This is a genomic window from Pseudomonas sp. MWU347, from assembly GCF_017947305.1.
Lineage (GTDB): Bacteria > Pseudomonadota > Gammaproteobacteria > Pseudomonadales > Pseudomonadaceae > Aquipseudomonas > Aquipseudomonas putida_A.
Window position 1 is genome coordinate 103,566 of the sequence record NZ_JAFGZB010000005.1, and the last position, 18,213, is coordinate 121,778.

22 protein-coding genes are annotated in these 18,213 nt (G+C 60.5%); 13 read left to right on the plus strand and 9 right to left on the minus strand.

Going from position 1 to position 18,213, the window contains the following annotated elements:
* Positions 1-31: 31 nt before the first annotated feature.
* Together KCG87_RS12395 and KCG87_RS12400 are read right to left on the minus strand one after the other, a co-directional pair.
* Complete coding sequence (locus tag KCG87_RS12395; protein WP_027614688.1) at positions 32-667, minus strand: lytic polysaccharide monooxygenase auxiliary activity family 9 protein; 636 nt, start codon at positions 665-667, stop codon at positions 32-34.
* Positions 668-889: 222 nt separating this feature from the next.
* The gene (locus KCG87_RS12400) at positions 890-1,327 is read right to left on the minus strand and encodes a hemerythrin domain-containing protein (protein WP_027614687.1); all 438 of its coding nucleotides are present in this window, start codon (positions 1,325-1,327) and stop codon (positions 890-892) included.
* Between the two features lie 147 nt (positions 1,328-1,474).
* On the opposite strand from KCG87_RS12400, the gene KCG87_RS12405 reads away from it, so the two are divergent.
* On the plus strand, positions 1,475-1,900 hold the full coding sequence (locus tag KCG87_RS12405) for a GNAT family N-acetyltransferase (RefSeq protein WP_135295449.1): 426 nt from the start codon (positions 1,475-1,477) through the stop codon (positions 1,898-1,900).
* 110 nt (positions 1,901-2,010) lie between these two features.
* Here the strand turns inward: KCG87_RS12405 and KCG87_RS12410 are convergent, their stop codons facing one another.
* A complete protein-coding gene (locus KCG87_RS12410; RefSeq protein WP_047601654.1) occupies positions 2,011-2,361 on the minus strand; it encodes a hypothetical protein in 351 nt (116 codons plus the stop codon).
* 134 nt (positions 2,362-2,495) lie between these two features.
* Between KCG87_RS12410 and KCG87_RS12415 the strand changes: the two genes are divergently transcribed.
* The 8 genes from KCG87_RS12415 (at position 2,496) to KCG87_RS12450 (ending at position 7,201) form a co-directional block, all read left to right on the plus strand.
* Positions 2,496-2,825, plus strand: coding sequence for a DUF6388 family protein (locus tag KCG87_RS12415; RefSeq protein WP_210557685.1), 330 nt, complete (start codon positions 2,496-2,498; stop codon positions 2,823-2,825).
* Positions 2,826-2,850: 25 nt separating this feature from the next.
* Complete coding sequence (locus KCG87_RS12420; protein ID WP_027614683.1) at positions 2,851-3,555, plus strand: YoaK family protein; 705 nt, start codon at positions 2,851-2,853, stop codon at positions 3,553-3,555.
* A 179-nt stretch (positions 3,556-3,734) separates the two neighbouring features.
* Positions 3,735-4,127 carry a sulfurtransferase complex subunit TusD gene (gene tusD, locus KCG87_RS12425; protein ID WP_027614682.1) on the plus strand — a complete coding sequence of 131 codons (393 nt, stop codon included), beginning with the start codon at positions 3,735-3,737 and terminating at the stop codon, positions 4,125-4,127.
* 1 nt (position 4,128) lies between these two features.
* The gene (gene tusC, locus KCG87_RS12430; protein ID WP_047295096.1) at positions 4,129-4,485 is read left to right on the plus strand and encodes a sulfurtransferase complex subunit TusC; all 357 of its coding nucleotides are present in this window, start codon (positions 4,129-4,131) and stop codon (positions 4,483-4,485) included.
* The gene (gene tusB / locus KCG87_RS12435) at positions 4,485-4,778 is read left to right on the plus strand and encodes a sulfurtransferase complex subunit TusB (RefSeq protein ID WP_134786013.1); all 294 of its coding nucleotides are present in this window, start codon (positions 4,485-4,487) and stop codon (positions 4,776-4,778) included. Before tusC ends, tusB begins: the two co-directional genes overlap by 1 nt.
* The gene (locus KCG87_RS12440; RefSeq protein ID WP_210557683.1) at positions 4,775-5,110 is read left to right on the plus strand and encodes a TusE/DsrC/DsvC family sulfur relay protein; all 336 of its coding nucleotides are present in this window, start codon (positions 4,775-4,777) and stop codon (positions 5,108-5,110) included. Before tusB ends, KCG87_RS12440 begins: the two co-directional genes overlap by 4 nt.
* Positions 5,107-6,108: a glycosyl transferase family protein gene (locus KCG87_RS12445; RefSeq protein ID WP_210557681.1), complete on the plus strand. Its 1,002-nt coding sequence runs from the start codon at positions 5,107-5,109 to the stop codon at positions 6,106-6,108. The genes KCG87_RS12440 and KCG87_RS12445 overlap by 4 nt, the downstream gene beginning before the upstream one ends.
* Positions 6,109-6,199: 91 nt before the next feature.
* Positions 6,200-7,201 carry a glutathione S-transferase family protein gene (locus tag KCG87_RS12450; protein ID WP_210557680.1) on the plus strand — a complete coding sequence of 334 codons (1,002 nt, stop codon included), beginning with the start codon at positions 6,200-6,202 and terminating at the stop codon, positions 7,199-7,201.
* 117 nt (positions 7,202-7,318) lie between these two features.
* On the opposite strand, the gene cysG is transcribed toward KCG87_RS12450, so the two are convergent.
* The 6 genes from cysG to KCG87_RS12480 all read right to left on the minus strand — a co-directional run bounded on the left by cysG (position 7,319) and on the right by KCG87_RS12480 (position 14,954).
* Entirely contained in the window at positions 7,319-8,713 is a 1,395-nt protein-coding gene (gene cysG, locus KCG87_RS12455; protein WP_210557678.1) for a siroheme synthase CysG, read from the minus strand.
* Positions 8,714-9,994, minus strand: a complete 1,281-nt coding sequence (gene serS / locus KCG87_RS12460; RefSeq protein ID WP_003223852.1) for a serine--tRNA ligase — start codon at positions 9,992-9,994, stop codon at positions 8,714-8,716. It abuts the gene before it with no gap.
* Between the two features lie 15 nt (positions 9,995-10,009).
* Entirely contained in the window at positions 10,010-10,384 is a 375-nt protein-coding gene (crcB, locus tag KCG87_RS12465; RefSeq protein WP_027614675.1) for a fluoride efflux transporter CrcB, read from the minus strand.
* Positions 10,384-11,706: a replication-associated recombination protein A gene (locus KCG87_RS12470; protein ID WP_003223849.1), complete on the minus strand. Its 1,323-nt coding sequence runs from the start codon at positions 11,704-11,706 to the stop codon at positions 10,384-10,386. Before KCG87_RS12470 ends, crcB begins: the two co-directional genes overlap by 1 nt.
* 151 nt (positions 11,707-11,857) lie before the next feature.
* Positions 11,858-12,478 (minus strand): outer membrane lipoprotein chaperone LolA, encoded by a 621-nt coding sequence (lolA, locus tag KCG87_RS12475; protein ID WP_098968157.1) that lies wholly within the window; start codon positions 12,476-12,478, stop codon positions 11,858-11,860.
* 67 nt (positions 12,479-12,545) lie between these two features.
* Complete coding sequence (locus KCG87_RS12480) at positions 12,546-14,954, minus strand: DNA translocase FtsK (protein WP_098968156.1); 2,409 nt, start codon at positions 14,952-14,954, stop codon at positions 12,546-12,548.
* Positions 14,955-15,261: 307 nt separating this feature from the next.
* Here KCG87_RS12480 and trxB point away from each other — a divergent pair, with 307 nt between their 5' ends.
* The 4 genes from trxB to infA all read left to right on the plus strand — a co-directional run bounded on the left by trxB (position 15,262) and on the right by infA (position 18,060).
* On the plus strand, positions 15,262-16,221 hold the full coding sequence (gene trxB / locus KCG87_RS12485) for a thioredoxin-disulfide reductase (RefSeq protein WP_210557676.1): 960 nt from the start codon (positions 15,262-15,264) through the stop codon (positions 16,219-16,221).
* Positions 16,222-16,283: 62 nt separating this feature from the next.
* Positions 16,284-16,964 (plus strand): leucyl/phenylalanyl-tRNA--protein transferase, encoded by a 681-nt coding sequence (aat, locus tag KCG87_RS12490; protein ID WP_047601673.1) that lies wholly within the window; start codon positions 16,284-16,286, stop codon positions 16,962-16,964.
* A 57-nt stretch (positions 16,965-17,021) separates the two neighbouring features.
* Positions 17,022-17,729: an arginyltransferase gene (locus KCG87_RS12495; protein WP_027614671.1), complete on the plus strand. Its 708-nt coding sequence runs from the start codon at positions 17,022-17,024 to the stop codon at positions 17,727-17,729.
* 112 nt (positions 17,730-17,841) lie between these two features.
* Positions 17,842-18,060, plus strand: a complete 219-nt coding sequence (gene infA, locus KCG87_RS12500; protein ID WP_002553999.1) for a translation initiation factor IF-1 — start codon at positions 17,842-17,844, stop codon at positions 18,058-18,060.
* The last annotated feature ends 153 nt before the right edge of the window (positions 18,061-18,213 follow it).

Consider the following 18,213-nt stretch of genomic DNA (forward strand, 5'->3'; position numbering starts at 1 on the left):
CTTCAGAACCTGTGAGTTGAGCGTAACGCCGTTATTTGAAGTCGACGTCGAACGCCTGATAGAACGCGTTGCCGGTGTTGGCGACGATCCACATCAGCACGATGACGTGACGGCCCTTTTTGGTGGCCGGCAATTTCACCGAATGATTGACCTTGGCCTTCAATTCCCCCGGATAGCTGTAATACGGCACTTGAGTGTAGAAGTCTTCGGCGAAAGGCTGCGCTTCGAGTTGTGCACGGGAAATACGCTGTTTCGGATCCCAGCCATCCTTGGTGATCAGCCAGCGATAACCACGGGTGGTGTGTGGCGCGGTGTATTCCCACTTCACTTCCAGTGTCTGGCCCGGGGTGACACTGAGCAGTGGCCAGCTGAACGGACGATTGAGCTTTTTGCTCATTTCCTCGTCGGTGAAGTTCACGCAGTCACGGGCATCGGTCTTGCCACCGCTGAGGATGTAACCGTCGGCGGGCGGCGTGACACTGTCACTGTCGCTGCCATAGGGAGCAGGAAAAGGTCCTGCCGTCAGCGCCGGGAAGTTCTTGCCGCCTTCCATTTCGTTGACCTGCCAGGCACCGAGCAATCCTTGCTCGATGGCTACCGCACCGCGGCTGGCTGGGGAGGTGACGCGACCGTGTCGCAGTTGGGTTTGAGCTTGTGGTTGATTCATGTTTTTCACTCCGTTGATTTAAGAACTCTCCTGTCCGAGGAGAGGCCTTCAAGCTAACGGAGGTGGTTTTTTTGTCCATCGGCGGTTTTGTCGCAGTCAATCGGCGTCTCAAGTCAAAAACGCCGAAAACACTGGATGAATATACAGTCAATTACGACAAGACCCACCCAACGCATGGCCAAAGGCCTACACGCCGACACTGCAAAAACTGGCATTCAGTACTCATGGCAGTTGCGCCTGGTACTCCTTTTCGTACTGGCCAGCGAGCTGTTCCTTTTGCTTGTCATCGAGCAATTTGCCGGCCATCTGGAAGAACTTCTGCTCTTCTTCCTTGAGATGATGATGGACTTTGTCGGAGAGCTTCTTCGCCGTTGCCAGCCACGCCGGGCTGGACATCTCGGTCTCGTCCAGCTCTTCCATCATCTCGTCCATTTCATGGTGCTCGGAGATGGCATGGCGACTGAGGTCGACACCGTTGTCGAACTCCATCAGCGGGATGTAGAAGTGCCGCTCTTCGGCGGTTTCATGGGCCTGAAGTTCAGCCTTGAGCTGTTTGTAGGCCTCAACCCGCTCCGGAGTATCACCGCTGGTTTCGACCAGGGCTTTGGCGTAACTGCGCTGGCGGTCGTGGCTTTCGCGAAGGGCTTCGAAAATATTCATGGGGGATCCTCATCAACCGCGTTCGGAATGACGCTGTAAAAGCTAGACCCCGGCGCGACAGCGGCGGTTCCAAAGGGATGAGGAAGGACTTGGAAGACGCTCCCCGGGCAGGATAGGCTGCCGGTTCATCTCACAAGGAAGTTGCACATGACGTTGCGAATCGAGCTGTCGCAGAACCCTACGGAAGAACAGCGCAAAGCCATTCTCGAGCCTTTGATTGCGTATAACGACGCCCGGACCGGTGGTTCCACATCTGAACCTTTCGCCCTGCTGGTGCGCGATGAACACGACGCGATTCTCGGCGGTTTGTACGGCCGGGTGATCTTCCAGTGGATGTACATCGAGTTGCTGTGCGTCCCGGAACAGGGTCGCGGGCAACGCATCGGCTCGGAACTGATGGCCATGGCGGAAAATCTGGCCAAGGAGAAGAACTGCCTGGGCATCTGGCTGGACACCTTCGATTTTCAGGCGCCGGCGTTCTACCAGAAGCTGGGATTCAGCCAGTTTGGCGAGATCGTTGATTACCCGCCGGGGCATAGCCGGCATTATTTCCAGAAGCGCTTGATCGGTTGAATTCATTGGCCTCATCGCGAGCAGGCTCACTCCTACAGGAGCGGTGGCAAACACAAATCCAGTGTGGGAGCCAGCCTGCTGGCGATAACGGCAGCCGCTTCAGCGCAATATCAAAGACAGGTCGCCAACGCCGCCAACCGGCGTTTGGCAACAAAATCGTCCTTCTGCGCGTAGTAGTTGAGCACGGTTCCCGACGCATCGCTGGTCACGTCGACAAATGACTCTGCGGAACGGGTGTACACCGTCGAGCCACCCTTCTTGCCCGGTTGCAGATACGCTCCGGCGTCCACGCCAAACACTGCTTCGTCCTGCCAGCCGAACTGTACGCACTGAGCGACAACTTTCTCCGGCTTGTCCGAAGTCAGAACCTTGTACGGGGCTTTGGTGCGAGAATCGTCCATCACCGAACCCGCGCAGCCAGCCAACACCGTCGCGGCCAGCGCTACCATCAGAATTCGCATTGCATTCGCTCATTCAGAAAAAAGCGGACTGTATCACCGCAACAGGCAAAATCGTTCTGCTTTACTGCATTTATAGCGCGACATGCGACGGCCGCTCCGGCACCCTAGGGTCATCAGCCTCACAAGGAACACACATGGCGCCCACCGACCAGCGACATGAACAAGCCCTGAAACTGTTTCTCGACGCGCGCCCCGAACTGCGCGAATCCCTCGATCATCTCAATCCGCTGCTGGCCCAGGCCAAGGGTGAAACCGCTGCGCAATATCGTGAAGAACGTCTGCACGAAGCCTTCGAGGCCGAAGCTGAAGAACAGGGGCTGTTTGCCTGGGAATTGACTTTGCTGCTCACAGCGGCAACGCCCGAGGAGTATCAGGCCCAGCGCATGGAGGTGCATCGCGAGGTAGCGGAAATGGCCCACATGAGCTGGAAGGATTACTGCGATCTGTATGGGCTGGAACCGTAAACGCCGCTGAAGGATATCGTCGCCGATGCTGCCCTCCACTTCGACTCACCGCGCCACTTCCGGGCATCTGCACCGGCAGAAATGGCGTGGCCGCATCGGTCTGGCACTGGTGGCCAGCCTGTCGGTACTCGCCGGCATGACCGATGCAATCGGCTTCATGGCCAGCGGCGATTTCGTTTCGTTCATGAGCGGCAACACCACGCGGCTGGCGGTGGCGATCAGTGACGGCGACCTCGGACTGACCTTGCGCCTGATCATCCTCGTCGTCACCTTCGTGATCGGTAATGCCTTGGGGATCGTGATCGGGCGCCTCGGTGGCCGGCGCACGCTGCCCTTGTTGCTATGCATCGCCACCCTGCTTTGCCTGGCGGCGGCATGGCCGTACGACACGCAACTGCCGGCGCTGCTGGCGGCGATCATCGCGATGGGCATGCTCAACGCGGCGGTCGAGGAAGTGAACGGCCTGCCAGTGGGCCTGACGTACGTGACCGGAGCGCTGTCGCGGTTCGGCCGTGGACTGGGGCGCTGGATGCTCGGCGAACGCCGTAACGGCTGGCGGGTGCAACTGGTGCCGTGGAGCGGGATGTTCATCGGCGCGATACTCGGCGCAGTGCTGGAACATCATTTCGGACTTCGGGCATTGTTCGCCAGCGGCTTGCTGGCGGCGGTGCTGGGCGTGCTGTCCCTGAGCATTCCGCGGCGTTGGCAACTGGGCTATATGCCGCGCTGAAATACGATCCTGTGGGAGCGGGCTTGCTCGCGAAAGCGGTGCATCAGTCAAAGATGTGTCGAATGACCCAACGCCTTCGCGAGCAAGCCCGCTCCCACAGAGGGCATGTGCTTCACTTGGTTTCGCGGCTGCCTTCATAAAGCTTTATCATGGCCGCAGTTTTGCTGATCGAGTCCGTCATGAAGTTCGCCATTGCGCTGTTTTCCGCCGCCCATGCGCCCTCCTCGCGCCGTGCCCTGCTGTTTGCGCAGGCTGCGCTGGCCGGCGGGCATGAGATTGTCCGGCTGTTTTTTTATCAGGACGGCGTGTACAACGCCTCCGACGCGGTGGTCACCCCGCAGGACGAACTGGACCTGCCCAAACAGTGGCGCGCGTTCATCAGCGAGCAGCAACTGGACGGCGTGGTGTGCATCGCCGCCGCCCTGCGCCGTGGCGTGCTGAATGACGAAGAAGCCAAACGCTACCAGCGTGATGCAGTCGCGGTCAGCGCGCCGTGGGAGTTGTCCGGCCTCGGCCAGTTGCACGACGCGGTGCAGGACGCCGATCGACTGATCTGTTTCGGAGGCGCGTGAAATGGCCAAATCCCTGTTGATCATCAGCCGCCAGTCGCCATGGTCCGGCCCCGGCGCCCGCGAAGCGCTGGACATCGTTCTGGCCGGCGGCGCGTTCGATCTGCCGATCGGCCTGCTGTTTCTCGACGATGGCGTGTTGCAACTGGCCGCCGGGCAGAACGCCAAGGCCCTGCAACAGAAAGACCTCAGCGCCAATCTGCAGGCGCTGCCGATGTTCGGCGTTGAAGAACTGTTCTACTGCACCGACAGCGCCAGCGCCCGTGGCCTGAGCACGCTGTCGCTGGACGAAGCGCAGCCGCTCGGCGCCAGCGAAATCACCGCCCTTATTGACCGTTACGACCAGGTGATCACCCTCTGATGTCGACTTTGCATGTGTTGTCTCATTCCCCGTTCGGCGATGATCGCCTGAGCAGTTGCCTGCGCGTGATCGGCGCTGCCGACGCCTTAGTGTTATCCGGCGACGCGGTCTACGCCCTGCAACCGGGCACTGCGCCATTCGCCACGCTGAACGAGCGCCGGGTCAAGCTATTCGCCCTCGCCGAAGACCTGCAGGCCCGCGCCATCGTTGCTCCCGACTGGGCCGAAGCCATCGATTACCCGGCCTTCGTCGAACTGTCGATCCACCACGACAAGGTCAACAGCTGGCTATGAACTCGATGACTGTCGGCGCCCGCGCCATCGAACTGGACAAGGACGGCTTTCTGGTCGACCTCGACGACTGGTCTCATGACGTTGCCAGCGCCCTCGCCGCTACTGAAGACATCGACCTGACCCCCGAACACTGGGAAGTCCTCGAACTGCTACGCAGTTTCTACGCGGAATTCCAGTTGTCGCCAGCCACCCGCCCGCTGATCAAGTACACCGCACTCAAACTCGGCCCGGACAAAGGCAACAGCCTGCACCTGAACCGACTGTTCAAAGGCACCCCTGCCAAACTCGCCGCGAAACTGGCGGGCCTGCCCAAACCGACGAATTGCTTATGACCGACTTTCCAGCGCTGACCCTCGAAACGCCCGCCGAACACCCGTTCGCACCATTCGTACGGATCCTCGGCAAGGGCAAACGTGGCGCCCGCGACCTGACCCGTGAAGAAGCCCGGGAAGCCATGGGCATGGTGCTCGACGACAAAGTCGAAGACACCCAGCTCGGCGCCTTTCTGATGCTGCTTCGGCACAAGGAAGAAAGCGCGGAGGAAATGGCCGGTTTCACCGAAGCCTTGCGCGAGCGCCTGTCAGCGCCAACGCTGAATGTCGATCTGGACTGGCCGACCTATGCCGGCAAGAAACGCCATCTGCCGTGGTACCTGCTGTCGGCCAAGTGCCTGGCGCAAAACGGCGTGCGGATTTTCATGCACGGCGGCGGCGCGCACACCGCCGGACGTCTGTACACCGAACAACTGCTTGGCGAGCTGAACATCCCGCTGTGCCGCACCTGGCAGCAAGTCGGCAGCGCGCTGGACCACGGCGGTCTGGCGTTCATGCCGCTGATCGACTGGGCGCCACAGATGCAGAAGATGATCGACCTGCGCAACACCATGGGCCTGCGCTCGCCGATTCACTCGCTGGCACGCATCCTCAATCCACTGCGCGCCCGTTGTGGCCTGCAAAGTATTTTCCACCCGGGCTATCAAGCGGTGCATCGCGAGGCCAGCGGTCTGCTCGGCGACACGGCGATCGTGGTCAAGGGCGATGGCGGCGAAATCGAGATCAACCCGGATGCCGACAGCCATCTTTACGGCACCAGGGGCGGCGAGAGCTGGGACGAGGAATGGCCGCAGCTGTCGAGCCAGCGCCACGTCAAACCGGCCTCGCTGGACGTCGAACATCTCAAGGCTGTGTGGCGCGGCGAGGTGGTCGACAGCTATCCGCAAATGGCCCTGATTTCGACCATGGCCTTGGCCCTGCGCGGTCTCGGTCAAAGTCGCGAGCAGGCGTTCGAAACCGCCGAGCAATACTGGGCGGCGCGTAACAAATCGATTTAACCGATCATCGACGCCCGATCTTTGCGCTTTTTGTTCGAACTCATCGGAATAGACTCGGCTCCAACGCTTATTGGATTCAGGAGTCTTGATCATGGGTTTACTCGTCGACGGCCACTGGCAGGACAAGTGGTACGAAAGCAGCAAGGACGGCGCGTTCCAGCGCGAACAGGCGCAGCGCCGTCACTGGGTCACCACTGACGGCCAGGCAGGGTCGAGCGGTGAAGGCGGTTTCGCCGCCGAAGCCGGGCGCTATCACCTTTACGTTTCCCTCGCCTGCCCGTGGGCACACCGCACGCTGATCCTGCGCAAGCTCAAAGGTCTGGAAAGCCTGATCGACGTGTCCGTGGTCAGCTGGCTGATGCTGGAAAACGGCTGGACCTTCGACCAGACCCTTGGCTCGACCGGCGACAAGCTCGACCACTTCGACTTCATGCATCAGCGCTACACCGCCGACACCCCGGACTACACCGGCCGTGTCACTGTGCCGGTGCTGTGGGACAAAAAGCTCAAGCGCATTGTCAGCAATGAGTCGGCGGAAATCATCCGCATGTTCAACAGCGCGTTCGATGGCCTGACCGGTAACGAACTGGACTTCTACCCGGCACCGTTACGCGGCGAGATTGATGCACTGAACGAACGGATTTATCCGGGGGTGAACAACGGTGTGTATCGCGCCGGCTTTGCCACCTCGCAACAGGCTTATGAAGAGGCGTTCGATGAGGTGTTTGCCGAGCTGGATCACTTGGAACGGGTGCTGGGCGCCAATCGCTATCTGACGGGGGAATACCTGACCGAGGCCGATGTGCGACTGTTCACCACGCTGATTCGCTTCGATGCGGTGTACCACGGGCACTTCAAGTGCAATCTGCGGCGGATTGCCGATTACCCGAACCTGTCGAACTGGCTGCGAGAGCTGTATCAGTGGCCGGGGATTGGCGAGACGGTGGATTTTCAGCACATCAAAAACCACTACTACGGTAGCCACAAGACCATCAATCCGACGGGGATTGTGCCGAAGGGGCCGAAGCAGGATTTCACCATCGCTCATGATCGGGAGCGGCTGAGCGGGAAAGGAGTTTGGCGGCGGGGTTAATTGATTCGGTGTTTTTGAGGGCCTCTTCGCGAGCAAGCCCGCTCCCACATTGGATTTGTGCATGACACAGATCCAATGTGGGAGCGGGCTTGCTCGCGAATGAGGGCAACTCGGTTTTCAGACCTGCGCCTGAGCCCCTTCGAACCACGCCAGCTTCTCGCGCAGCTGCACCACTTCCCCCACGATCACCAGCGTCGGCGCATGCACTTCATGCTCCGCCACCAGACGCGGCAGGTCGGCCAGCGTGCCGGTGAAGACTCGCTGATTGACTGTGGTGCCCTGCTGGATCAACGCCGCCGGGGTATCCGCGCTGCGGCCGTGCTTGATCAACTGCTCGCAGATCACCGGCAAGCCCACCAGGCCCATGTAGAACACCAGCGTCTGCGCCGGGGCGACGAGGTCGGCCCACGGCAGATCGGTGGAGCCGTCCTTCAGGTGGCCGGTGACGAAGCGCACCGACTGCGCGTAATCGCGATGGGTCAGCGGAATCCCGGCATACGCCGCGCAACCGCTGGCCGCCGTGATCCCCGGCACCACCTGGAACGGAATCCCGTGGGCTGCCAGCTCTTCGATCTCTTCACCGCCGCGACCGAAGATGAACGGGTCGCCGCCCTTCAAGCGCACCACGCGTTTGCCGGCCTTGGCCAGATCCACCAGTTGCTGGTTGATCTGATCCTGTGGCACCGCATGATCAGAGCGACGCTTGCCGACATAGACGCGCTCGGCATCGCGACGGCACAGCTCAAGAATCGCCGGAGCGACCAAGCGGTCGTACAGCACCACGTCGGCTTGCTGCATCAGGCGCAAGGCGCGGAAGGTCAGCAGATCCGGATCACCCGGCCCTGCACCCACCAGATACACCTCGCCGGTGGTGACGGTCGCTTCGCCATCAATCTTGGCCTGCAACAGCCGCTCGGCTTCATTACCCTGCCCGGCCAGTTGTCGGTCGGCAATCGGGCCCTGAAACACGTCTTCCCAGAAACCGCGACGTTGCTGCACATCCGGAAACAGGTTTTTCACCTGATTGCGGAAACGTGCGGCAAGACCAGCCAGTTGGCCGTAGGTCGAAGGAATCCAGGTTTCGATCTTGGCGCGAATCAAGCGGGCCAGCACCGGCGCATCGCCACCGCTGGACACCGCGATGATCAGCGGCGAGCGATCGACGATCGCCGGGAAGATCACGCTGCATAGCTGCGGCGCGTCGACCACGTTGACCGGCACGCAACGCCGATGGGCATCGCTGGAGATCTGCGCATTCAGCGTTTCATCGTCGGTGGCGGCAATGATCAGCCCGCAACCGTCCAGATCCGCTTCCACGTAACCACGCAGCAGACACTCGCCACCGCTGGCGCTGACCAGTTCGCGCAGTTGCGCTTCGATTTCAGGTGCGACCACCCGCAGCAGCGCACCGGCATCGGCCAACAGGCGGGATTTGCGCAAGGCAATTTCCCCCCCACCGACCACCAACACACGACTGCCGCGCAGGTTGTGAAACAGCGGCAGATATTTCATTTAGCCGATGACCTCGAGGCCACCCATGTACGGCTTCAGTACGTCCGGCACGCGGATCGAACCGTCGGCCTGCTGGTAGTTTTCCAGCACCGCCACCAGCGTACGACCGACCGCCAGACCCGAACCGTTGAGAGTGTGTACCAGCTCAGGCTTGCCGGTTTCCGGGTTGCGGAAACGCGCCTGCATGCGGCGGGCCTGGAAGTCGCCGCAGTTGGAGCACGACGAAATTTCGCGGTACTTGTCCTGGCTCGGAATCCACACTTCGAGGTCGTAGGTTTTCACGGCACTGAAGCCCATGTCGCCGGTGCACAGCGCCAGGGTGCGGTAAGGCAGACCCAGCAGTTGCAGGACTTTTTCGGCGTTGGCGGTCAGGCCTTCCAGCGCTTCCATCGAAGTCGACGGCTCGACGATCTGGACCATTTCAACCTTGTCGAACTGGTGCTGACGGATCATGCCGCGAGTGTCACGGCCCGACGCACCGGCCTCGCTGCGGAAGCATGGGGTGTGGGCGACGAACTTGATCGGCAGCAGTTTCGAGTCGACGATTTCACCGGCCACAATGTTGGTCAGCGACACTTCGGCGGTCGGGATCAGGTACAGATCGGCTTCGCCTTCGCGAGCGATCTTGAACAGGTCTTCTTCGAACTTCGGCAGCTGACCGGTGCCTTGCAGCGCCGGGGCCTGGACCAGATAAGGCGTGTAGGCCTCTTCGTAGCCGTGCTCGTTGACGTGCAGGTTGATCATGAACTGCGCCAGAGCGCGGTGCAGACGGGCGATCGGACCGCGCAGCAGAGCGAAACGGGCGCCGGACAGCTTGGCGGCGGTTTCAAAGTCCAGCCAGCCGAACTTCTCGCCCAGTGCAACGTGGTCTTTCACTTCGAAATCGAACTGCGTCGGCGTGCCCCAGCGGCGCACTTCAACGTTATCGTCTTCGTCTTTGCCAACCGGTACCGATTCGTGCGGCAGGTTGGGGATACCCAGCAGAATCGAGTCCAGCTCGGTCTGGATCGCGTCCAGCTCGACTTTACCGGCACTCAGCTCGCCCGCCATGCGCTCGACGTCCGCCATCAGCGGCGCGATGTCTTCGCCGCGCTGCTTGGCCTGACCGATGGATTTGGAACGCGCGTTACGCTCAGCCTGCAGTGCTTCGGTGCGGGTCTGGACGGTCTTGCGCTGTTCTTCCAGCGCTTCGATGCGCGCGGTATCCAGGGCAAAGCCACGGGAAGCCAGGCGGTCCGCTACGTCCTGAAGGTTGCTACGTAACAGTTTGGAATCGAGCATGTCGGTTTCTCGTTATCAAAGTTTGGTCAGGGACAGGCCGGCCCACGTCGCGAGCAGCCCGCCGAATACGCTGATCGCCGCATAGCCCAGGGCCAGCGGCACTTGCCCGCTTTCCAGCAGGCGCACCGTATCCAGTGAAAAGGATGAAAAAGTCGTCAGCCCCCCGAGGAAGCCGACCATCAACCCGGCACGCACCTCGATCGGCACCTCCGGGCGTATCAAAAACAGGCCGTACAACACGCCAATCAGCAGACAGCCCACGATATTAACGGCCAGCGTCGCGGTATAGAAGTGCCGCGGCCAATTGGCGTTGACCCAATTGCCGGTGGCGAAGCGCAACAGGGTGCCGGCAATCCCGCCGACGGAGACCGCAACGATCAATGGAAGCACTATTTTCTCCGCTGTCTTGGGCTTAAACGGTCGAGTTGGGCGAGGTGGTTGAGCTTCTCGCCGATCTTCAATTCCAGGCCACGGGGCACCGGTTGATAGAACGGGATCGGCTCGAGCTCTTCCGGGAAATAATCTTCGCCGGCGGCATAGGCATCCGGTTCGTCGTGGGCGTAGCGGTATTCGTCGCCATAGCCCAATTGTTTCATCAGCTTGGTCGGTGCATTGCGCAAGTGCAGCGGCACTTCCAGCGAACCGTATTCGGCAGCGGCGCGCAGTGCAGTCTTGAAACCCATATACACCGCGTTGCTTTTTGGCGCGCAGGCCAGATAGGTGATGGCCTGAGCCACCGCCAATTCGCCTTCCGGGCTGCCGAGGCGCTCCTGCACCTCCCACGCCGCCAGGCACAAGCTCAGGGCGCGTGGGTCGGCGTTGCCAATGTCTTCGCTGGCCATGCGCACCACGCGCCGGGCCAGGTACAACGGATCGCAGCCGCCGTCGATCATCCGCGCGAACCAGTACAGCGCGCCGTCGGGGTTGGAGCCGCGTACCGATTTGTGCAGCGCCGAGATCTGGTCGTAGAACGCTTCGCCGCCCTTGTCGAAGCGCCGTCGGGTATCGCCGAGCAGGCTTTGCAGCAGCTCGGTGCCCATCTCGCTGTTGTCTTCGGCCAGATCCGAGGCGTTCTCCAGCAGATTGAGCAGGCGCCGGCCATCGCCATCGGCGGCCGACAGCAGCATCTGGAAGCCTTCATCGCTGAGGGTCAGGTTGCGCTTGCCCAGCCCGCGCTCTTCGGTGAGCGCGCGATGTACCAGTTTGCGCAGCGCGGTCTCGTCGAGGCTTTTCAGCACATAGACGCGGGCCCGCGACAACAGCGCGTTGTTCAATTCAAATGAAGGGTTTTCGGTGGTGGCACCGATGAAAATCAGCGTGCCGTCTTCGACGTACGGCAGGAACGCATCCTGCTGCGATTTGTTGAAGCGGTGCACTTCATCGACGAACAGGATCGTGCGCTTGCCGTATTGGCCGGCCTGCTGTTTGGCGATTTCAACGGCCTGACGGATCTCCTTGACCCCGGCAAGCACCGCCGAGACCGTTTCGAAGTGCGCATCCGAGACTTCCGCGAGCAATCGCGCCAGGGTGGTCTTGCCCACGCCCGGCGGCCCCCAGAAGATCATCGAATGCAGGGCACCCTGCTCCAGCGCCTCACGCAGAGGCTTGCCGCGAGCGAGCACGTGCTCCTGACCGACATACTCATCCAGATTGGTCGCACGCAAACGCGCGGCCAGTGGCTGGGCAATCGGTGCACTGCGAAACAGATCCATCACGTAGCGTTGAAACCTCTATCAGATCTTGAGACCGATCATTTACCCCTGTGGGAGCGGGCTTGCTCGCGAAAGCGGTGTATCAGTCACCTTAAATGTTGAATGACAGATCGCATTCGCGAGCAAGCCCGCTCCCACAGGGGGTTGGGGTTTATTCCTGGATAACGTCAGCACCCTTCGGGATGTCGAACTTGAACTTCGACGCCGACACCGCTTCGTTGGCCTTGACCCCGGTGAACAGGATGTTGGTGCGCTGACCAACGCTGTCGATCAGTTGCATGTCATTGACCAGGCCGTTGCGGAACGAAAGGCGCAGGCTGTCGAACAGGGTGTCCTTGGTCTTCGGCTTGAGGGTGAAGTCGATCACGCCACCCGCCTCTTTCGCGCTAATGTCAAAGCTCTGGCTGATCTTCGACACATCACCGGACAGCAGCAGCGCCGGGGTCTGGGTCAGACGCTCGTCGAGCTTCTTGATGGTGGCCTGTTCCAGGTCCGGGTCCCACAGGGTGACTTTCTTGCCATCGGAGACCATGGTCTGCTCGTTTGGCGCTTCGGTGTGCCAGTAGAACAGGCCCGGACGCTGCAGAACCATATCACCGCGAGTTTCCTGCAACTGCGTGCCGCTGCCGTCGAGGGTCAGCTGCGAGAAGTTCGCGGTCAGGGTTTTCGATGTTTCCAGCAATTGGGTCAGACGCGCCACGTCCTTGTCGTCGGCGTGGGCCGTGAACGTGGTCAGCGCCAGTACTGGCAACAGCATGCGGATAAGACGCATGGGAGTCCTCTTGAATACTCGTTGGGAGAGCGGCGGCACATCATTGTCCCGCCCTTTGCTTTTGCAATCAGTCGCGAACCGGGCCCGGGGCCAGAACTTCACGCGAACCGTTGGTGTTCATTGAGGTGACGACCCCGGCCATTTCCATGGCTTCGATCATGCGCGCAGCGCGGTTGTAACCAATCTTCAGCTTGCGCTGTACCGCGGAAATCGACGCCCGGCGGCTTTCCAGGACGAACTGTACGGCTTCGTCATACAGCGCGTCGGCTTCCGGATCATCACCGTCACCGCCACCGCTGCTGCCTTCGAAACCGCTGCCCGCCTCTTCGACACCGTTGAGGATGTCATCGTTGTATTCCGGTGCGCCACGCAGTTTCCAGGCTTCGACCACGCGGTGCACTTCATCGTCGGAAACGAACGCGCCGTGCACCCGGATCGGCAGGCTGGTGCCCGGTGGCATGTAGAGCATGTCACCGTGACCGAGCAGTTGTTCGGCGCCACCCTGGTCGATGATGGTCCGCGAGTCGATCTTGCTCGACACCTGGAACGCCATACGCGTCGGAATGTTGGCCTTGATCAGACCGGTGATCACGTCCACCGAAGGTCGCTGGGTCGCGAGGATCAGGTGAATACCGGCGGCACGCGCTTTCTGTGCGATACGCGCAATCAGTTCTTCAACCTTCTTGCCGACGATCATCATCATGTCGGCGAATTCGTCGACCACCACGACGATGGTCGGCAGCTTCTGCAGCAGCGGCGCTTCGTCGTGAATGCTTTCGCGCTTGTACAGCGGATCGCTCAACGGCTCGCCGGCATCCTGCGCTTCCTTGACCTTGGCGTTGAAGCCGGACAGGTTACGCACGCCCATCTTCGCCATCAGCTTGTAGCGACGTTCCATCTCGGCAACGCTCCAGCGCAGGGCGTTGGCGGCGTCCTTCATGTCGGTCACTACCGGACACAGCAGGTGCGGAATGCCTTCGTAGATCGACAGTTCGAGCATTTTCGGGTCGATCATGATCAACTTGGCGTCGTCCGGCCCGGATTTGAACAGGATCGACAGGATCATCGCGTTCACGCCCACCGACTTACCGGAACCAGTGGTACCGGCGACCAGCAGGTGCGGCATCTTCGCCAGGTCGGTGATGACCGGTTTGCCGCCGATGTCGTGGCCCAGGGCCAGGGTGACCGGCGACTTGAAGTTGTCGTACTCGGGGGTCGACAGCACTTCGGAGAAACGCACGATCTGCCGGTCTTCGTTGGGGATCTCGATACCGACCGTGGTCTTGCCCGGAATCACCTCGACCACCCGCACACTGGTCACGGCCAGCGAACGTGCAAGGTCTTTCGCCAGGTTGGCGATGCGGCTGACTTTGACGCCGGCTGCAGGCTGGATTTCGTAACGGGTAATCACCGGGCCCGGGTGGATCGAGTCCACGGTGACTTCGACGCCGAATTCCTTGAGCTTGATCTCCAGCAAGTGGCCGACTGCTGCCAGGGATTCCGGCGAATAGTTGAGTTGTTTCTTTTCCGCAGGATCGAGGATCGAGATCGGCGGCAAGGTGCCTTCCACGGCGCTGTCGACGAACAACGGCACCTGTTTCTCTTTCTGCACACGCTTGCTTGGCTCGGGCGCCTTGACCGGAGCCGGGGCGATAACCGGCGGCACCTGCTTCTCGCGATCGGACATGTGCTTGCTCAGGGCCTGTTCGCGCTCGATCAGGCGCTCCTTGACCTTGGCCTGTTCACGCTTGTCGGTAACGGTCGGCGCCACCACGTCGTGGACGCGATCATCGACTTCACGCAGCTGCGCAACCAGTTGCTTACGCTCGGTACGCGCCGACCACCAGCGGTTGATCGCGCCCTGGAACAGTTCGAACAGGTCGAGGGTGATCTTGCCGGTGACGTCCATCACCTTGAACCACGACAGGTCGGTGAACACCGTCAGGCCAAACAGGAACAGCGCAATGAACAACAGCGTGCTGCCCTGGATATTCAGCGCGTTACGCGCCAGATCACCGAGACTTTCGCCCAGCGCCCCGCCGGCGCCCGCCGGCAGGCCGGTGGCCGCATGAAAATGGATATGCGCCAGCGCGGCGCCCGACAGCACCAGAAACACCAGACCAATCAGGCGCCAGGAGAACAGCCAGCCGCTCCACTGCCACGGTTCGTGGCGTTGACGGAAGATCTGATACGCCTTGACCGCCAGCAGCAGCGGGAAGATGTACGCGAAGTAACCCAGCACCATGAACAGGATGTCGGCGCTGTAAGAACCGGCGGGGCCGCCGAAATTCTGCACATCGTCGATCTTGCTGTTGTGGCTCCAGCCCGGATCGTCCTTGCCGTAGGTCAGCAAGGCCATCATCAGGAACAGGCACAAGGCTCCGATGGCGATCAATGCACCTTCCTTGAGCCGGTAGTGCAATTGCTGGCGCCAGAGCGGAACGACTGTTTTTGGTGCTGCGGTGGATTTCTTCAAAACGCTTCTTTTCCTGCGCCCGGGGCGCGTCCATCTATTGAATGTCGATAAAAAACTGCCCAATCCAGGCAGGTAAAAAAGTGAACCGGCGCATCTGAGACTACTTTTAACACTGTGCCGCAGCTTTTATAAACACAGCCATAAACACAGCGCTCTACAAATATTCTGTAACAGCCCGGCATTGTACGGGTTTGTGCGGCTGATGCCATGCTTCAACCCATAGCTGAGCATAGCCAAGCGCACAAATACTGCGTTTCAATTTGAGCATGCATTGTCTTATGTGACAAAGGCTTATGAGGTGTATTTGATGAACGCAGCGAAGCATTCACGCCTGATCATTCTCGGCTCCGGCCCTGCCGGTTACAGCGCCGCCGTGTACGCCGCCCGTGCCAACCTCAAACCGGTGGTGATTACCGGGCTGCAGGCCGGTGGTCAGCTCACCACCACCGTCGAAGTCGACAACTGGCCTGGCGACGCCGAAGGCCTGACCGGTCCGGCGCTGATGGAGCGCATGCAAAAACACGCCGAGCGCTTTGCCACAGAGATCGTTTACGACCACATCCACACCGCCAAGTTGCAGCAGCGCCCGTTCGAACTCATTGGCGACAGCGGCACTTACACCTGCGACGCGCTGATTATCGCCACCGGCGCTTCGGCGCAGTATCTGGGCCTGCCCTCGGAAGAAGCGTTCGCCGGCAAAGGGGTTTCGGCTTGCGCGACCTGTGACGGCTTCTTCTATCGCAATCAGGTGGTCGCCGTGGTGGGCGGCGGCAATACCGCTGTCGAGGAGGCGCTGTACCTGTCGAACATCGCCAGAGAGGTGCATTTGATCCATCGCCGCGACAAATTGCGCTCGGAGAAAATCCTTCAGGACAAACTGTTCGAAAAAGCCGCCAACGGCAACGTTCGCCTGCACTGGAACCAGAATCTGGATGAAGTGCTGGGCGACGCCAGCGGCGTGACCGGTGCACGCCTGCGTGACAGCCACACAGGCGAAACCCGCGAGTTGCCGCTGGCCGGCGTGTTCATCGCCATCGGCCACAAACCCAACACCGACCTGTTTCAGGGCCAATTACCAATGCGCGACGGCTACCTGCTGGTCAAGGGCGGCAGCGACGGCGACGCCACCTCCACGGAGATCCCCGGCGTCTTCGCTGCCGGCGATGTGGCCGACCACGTCTACCGCCAGGCCGTGACCTCGGCCGGCGCCGGCTGCATGGCGGCACTGGACGCGGAGAAGTATCTGGACGACATTCCTGTCATTTAACGGCACACTTTATCGCGGGCCTCGCGCCCGCACCGCCCTCCCCTTCTGCAAGCCTGGACGCCATGCTGACTTGGTTACAACGCAATTCCCTGACTTTCCCGCCCCTGGAAAAGGCCATGCGCGATCCCAATGGATTGCTGGCTGCCGGTGGCGATCTGTCCGCCGATCGGCTGGTGCAGGCTTACCGGCACGGCTGTTTTCCGTGGTTCTCCGAAGGCCAGCCGATCCTCTGGTGGTCACCGGATCCGCGCACCGTTCTGTTTCCCGACGAACTGCATGTCTCGCGCAGCCTCGGCAAATTGCTGCGCAAGCAACGCTACCAGGTGACCTTCGATCAGGATTTCGACGCCGTGATTCGTGCCTGCGCCGCGCCACGGGACTACGCCGACGGCACCTGGATCACCGAAGCGATGCAGGACGCCTACCTCGAACTGCACCGCCGCGGCTTCGCCCACTCAGTAGAGGTCTGGGATCAGGGCCAACTGGTCGGCGGCCTGTATGGCCTGGCGATGGGTCAGCTGTTTTTCGGCGAATCGATGTTCAGCCGCGCCGACAACGCCTCCAAATTCGGCTTTGCCACGCTGGTGCAGCATTTGAAAGACGCTGGATTCGTTCTGATTGACTGCCAGATGCCGACCGATCATCTGCACAGCCTCGGCGCCCGCGCGATCCCCCGCCACGAATTCGCCGACTATCTGGCTCGCCACCTGGATCAACCGAGTCGTGCCACCTGGGTTTGCTGAGCGACTTTTGCGCGCGTGGCTTACACTTAATTCACCAGCTTATCCCGAGGGTTGATCATGACCGAGTTGGCGCGCTTGAAGTTCTATGCCACTCAGCCTCATTCCTGCAGTTATCTGCCCGAGGAGCAGGCGACGACGCTGTTTCTCGATCCGAGTCAGCCCATGGATGTGCACGTCTACGCAGACCTGTCGGAAATGGGTTTTCGTCGCAGCGGCGATCATCTGTATCGGCCCCATTGCCAGAATTGCAATGCGTGCGTGCCTGCACGCATCCCGGTGGCGCAGTTCCTGCCCAACCGCCAGCAGAAACGCATTTTCAAACGCAATGCCGATCTGCAGGTACGCCCGGTAAAACCGCACTTCAGCGAAGAATATTTCGATCTGTACCAGCGCTACATCGAGCAGCGCCATGCCGACGGCGACATGTACCCGCCAAGTCGTGACCAGTTCTCGACCTTTCTGGTGCGCGATCTGCCCTTCTCGCGCTTTTATGAATTTCGTCTCGACGGACGGTTACTCGCCGTCGCGGTGACCGATCTGCTGCCCAACGGCCTGTCGGCGGTCTATACCTTCTACGAGCCTGACGAGGAACGCCGCAGCCTGGGGCGTTTCGCAATCCTGTGGCAAATCACCGAAAGCCAGCGCCTGGGGCTAGAGGCGGTGTATCTCGGTTACTGGATCAAGAACTGCAAAAAGATGAACTACAAGACCCAGTATCGCCCCATCGAATTGCTGATTAATCAGCGCTGGGTGATTCTTAACTGATCGCAAGCCGTAAACCCCTTGGCTTAAACCCCCTTTTTCGGGCACAATGCACGCCGCTTTTGCCTGGCGCAGTTGCACCGGGCCATTCATTGGACACCGAGGGCTTTACTGCATGTCGAAAGAAGACAGCTTCGAAATGGAAGGCACTGTCGTCGACACCCTGCCCAACACCATGTTTCGTGTGGAGTTGGAAAATGGGCACGTCGTAACCGCGCATATATCCGGCAAGATGCGCAAGAACTACATTCGTATTCTTACCGGTGACAAAGTGCGCGTCGAGCTGACGCCCTATGACTTGAGCAAAGGGCGCATTACTTACCGCGCTCGTTAATCAAGTCAATACAAGACGCCCGGCTTTGCCGGGCGTTTTTGTTTGTCTGCGATTTGGGTTTGGGTTTGGGTTTGGGTTTGGGTTTGGGTTTGGGTTTGGGTTTGGGTTTGGGTTTGTGAGCATATCCGTTGCTGCGGTGGTTGCTGATTACGG

Excerpts from the sequence above, each read along its gene's own strand:
- KCG87_RS12395 (WP_027614688.1), bottom strand. The coding sequence starts at position 667 with ATGAATCAACCACAAGCTCAAACCCAACTGCGACACGGTCGCGTCACC.
- KCG87_RS12400 (WP_027614687.1), bottom strand. The coding sequence starts at position 1,327 with ATGAATATTTTCGAAGCCCTTCGCGAAAGCCACGACCGCCAGCGCAGT.
- KCG87_RS12405 (WP_135295449.1), top strand. The coding sequence starts at position 1,475 with ATGACGTTGCGAATCGAGCTGTCGCAGAACCCTACGGAAGAACAGCGC.
- KCG87_RS12410 (WP_047601654.1), bottom strand. The coding sequence starts at position 2,361 with ATGCGAATTCTGATGGTAGCGCTGGCCGCGACGGTGTTGGCTGGCTGC.
- KCG87_RS12415 (WP_210557685.1), top strand. The coding sequence starts at position 2,496 with ATGGCGCCCACCGACCAGCGACATGAACAAGCCCTGAAACTGTTTCTC.
- KCG87_RS12420 (WP_027614683.1), top strand. The coding sequence starts at position 2,851 with ATGCTGCCCTCCACTTCGACTCACCGCGCCACTTCCGGGCATCTGCAC.
- tusD (WP_027614682.1), top strand. The coding sequence starts at position 3,735 with ATGAAGTTCGCCATTGCGCTGTTTTCCGCCGCCCATGCGCCCTCCTCG.
- tusC (WP_047295096.1), top strand. The coding sequence starts at position 4,129 with ATGGCCAAATCCCTGTTGATCATCAGCCGCCAGTCGCCATGGTCCGGC.
- tusB (WP_134786013.1), top strand. The coding sequence starts at position 4,485 with ATGTCGACTTTGCATGTGTTGTCTCATTCCCCGTTCGGCGATGATCGC.
- KCG87_RS12440 (WP_210557683.1), top strand. The coding sequence starts at position 4,775 with ATGAACTCGATGACTGTCGGCGCCCGCGCCATCGAACTGGACAAGGAC.
- KCG87_RS12445 (WP_210557681.1), top strand. The coding sequence starts at position 5,107 with ATGACCGACTTTCCAGCGCTGACCCTCGAAACGCCCGCCGAACACCCG.
- KCG87_RS12450 (WP_210557680.1), top strand. The coding sequence starts at position 6,200 with ATGGGTTTACTCGTCGACGGCCACTGGCAGGACAAGTGGTACGAAAGC.
- cysG (WP_210557678.1), bottom strand. The coding sequence starts at position 8,713 with ATGAAATATCTGCCGCTGTTTCACAACCTGCGCGGCAGTCGTGTGTTG.
- serS (WP_003223852.1), bottom strand. The coding sequence starts at position 9,994 with ATGCTCGATTCCAAACTGTTACGTAGCAACCTTCAGGACGTAGCGGAC.
- KCG87_RS12470 (WP_003223849.1), bottom strand. The coding sequence starts at position 11,706 with ATGGATCTGTTTCGCAGTGCACCGATTGCCCAGCCACTGGCCGCGCGT.
- lolA (WP_098968157.1), bottom strand. The coding sequence starts at position 12,478 with ATGCGTCTTATCCGCATGCTGTTGCCAGTACTGGCGCTGACCACGTTC.
- trxB (WP_210557676.1), top strand. The coding sequence starts at position 15,262 with ATGAACGCAGCGAAGCATTCACGCCTGATCATTCTCGGCTCCGGCCCT.
- aat (WP_047601673.1), top strand. The coding sequence starts at position 16,284 with ATGCTGACTTGGTTACAACGCAATTCCCTGACTTTCCCGCCCCTGGAA.
- KCG87_RS12495 (WP_027614671.1), top strand. The coding sequence starts at position 17,022 with ATGACCGAGTTGGCGCGCTTGAAGTTCTATGCCACTCAGCCTCATTCC.
- infA (WP_002553999.1), top strand. The coding sequence starts at position 17,842 with ATGTCGAAAGAAGACAGCTTCGAAATGGAAGGCACTGTCGTCGACACC.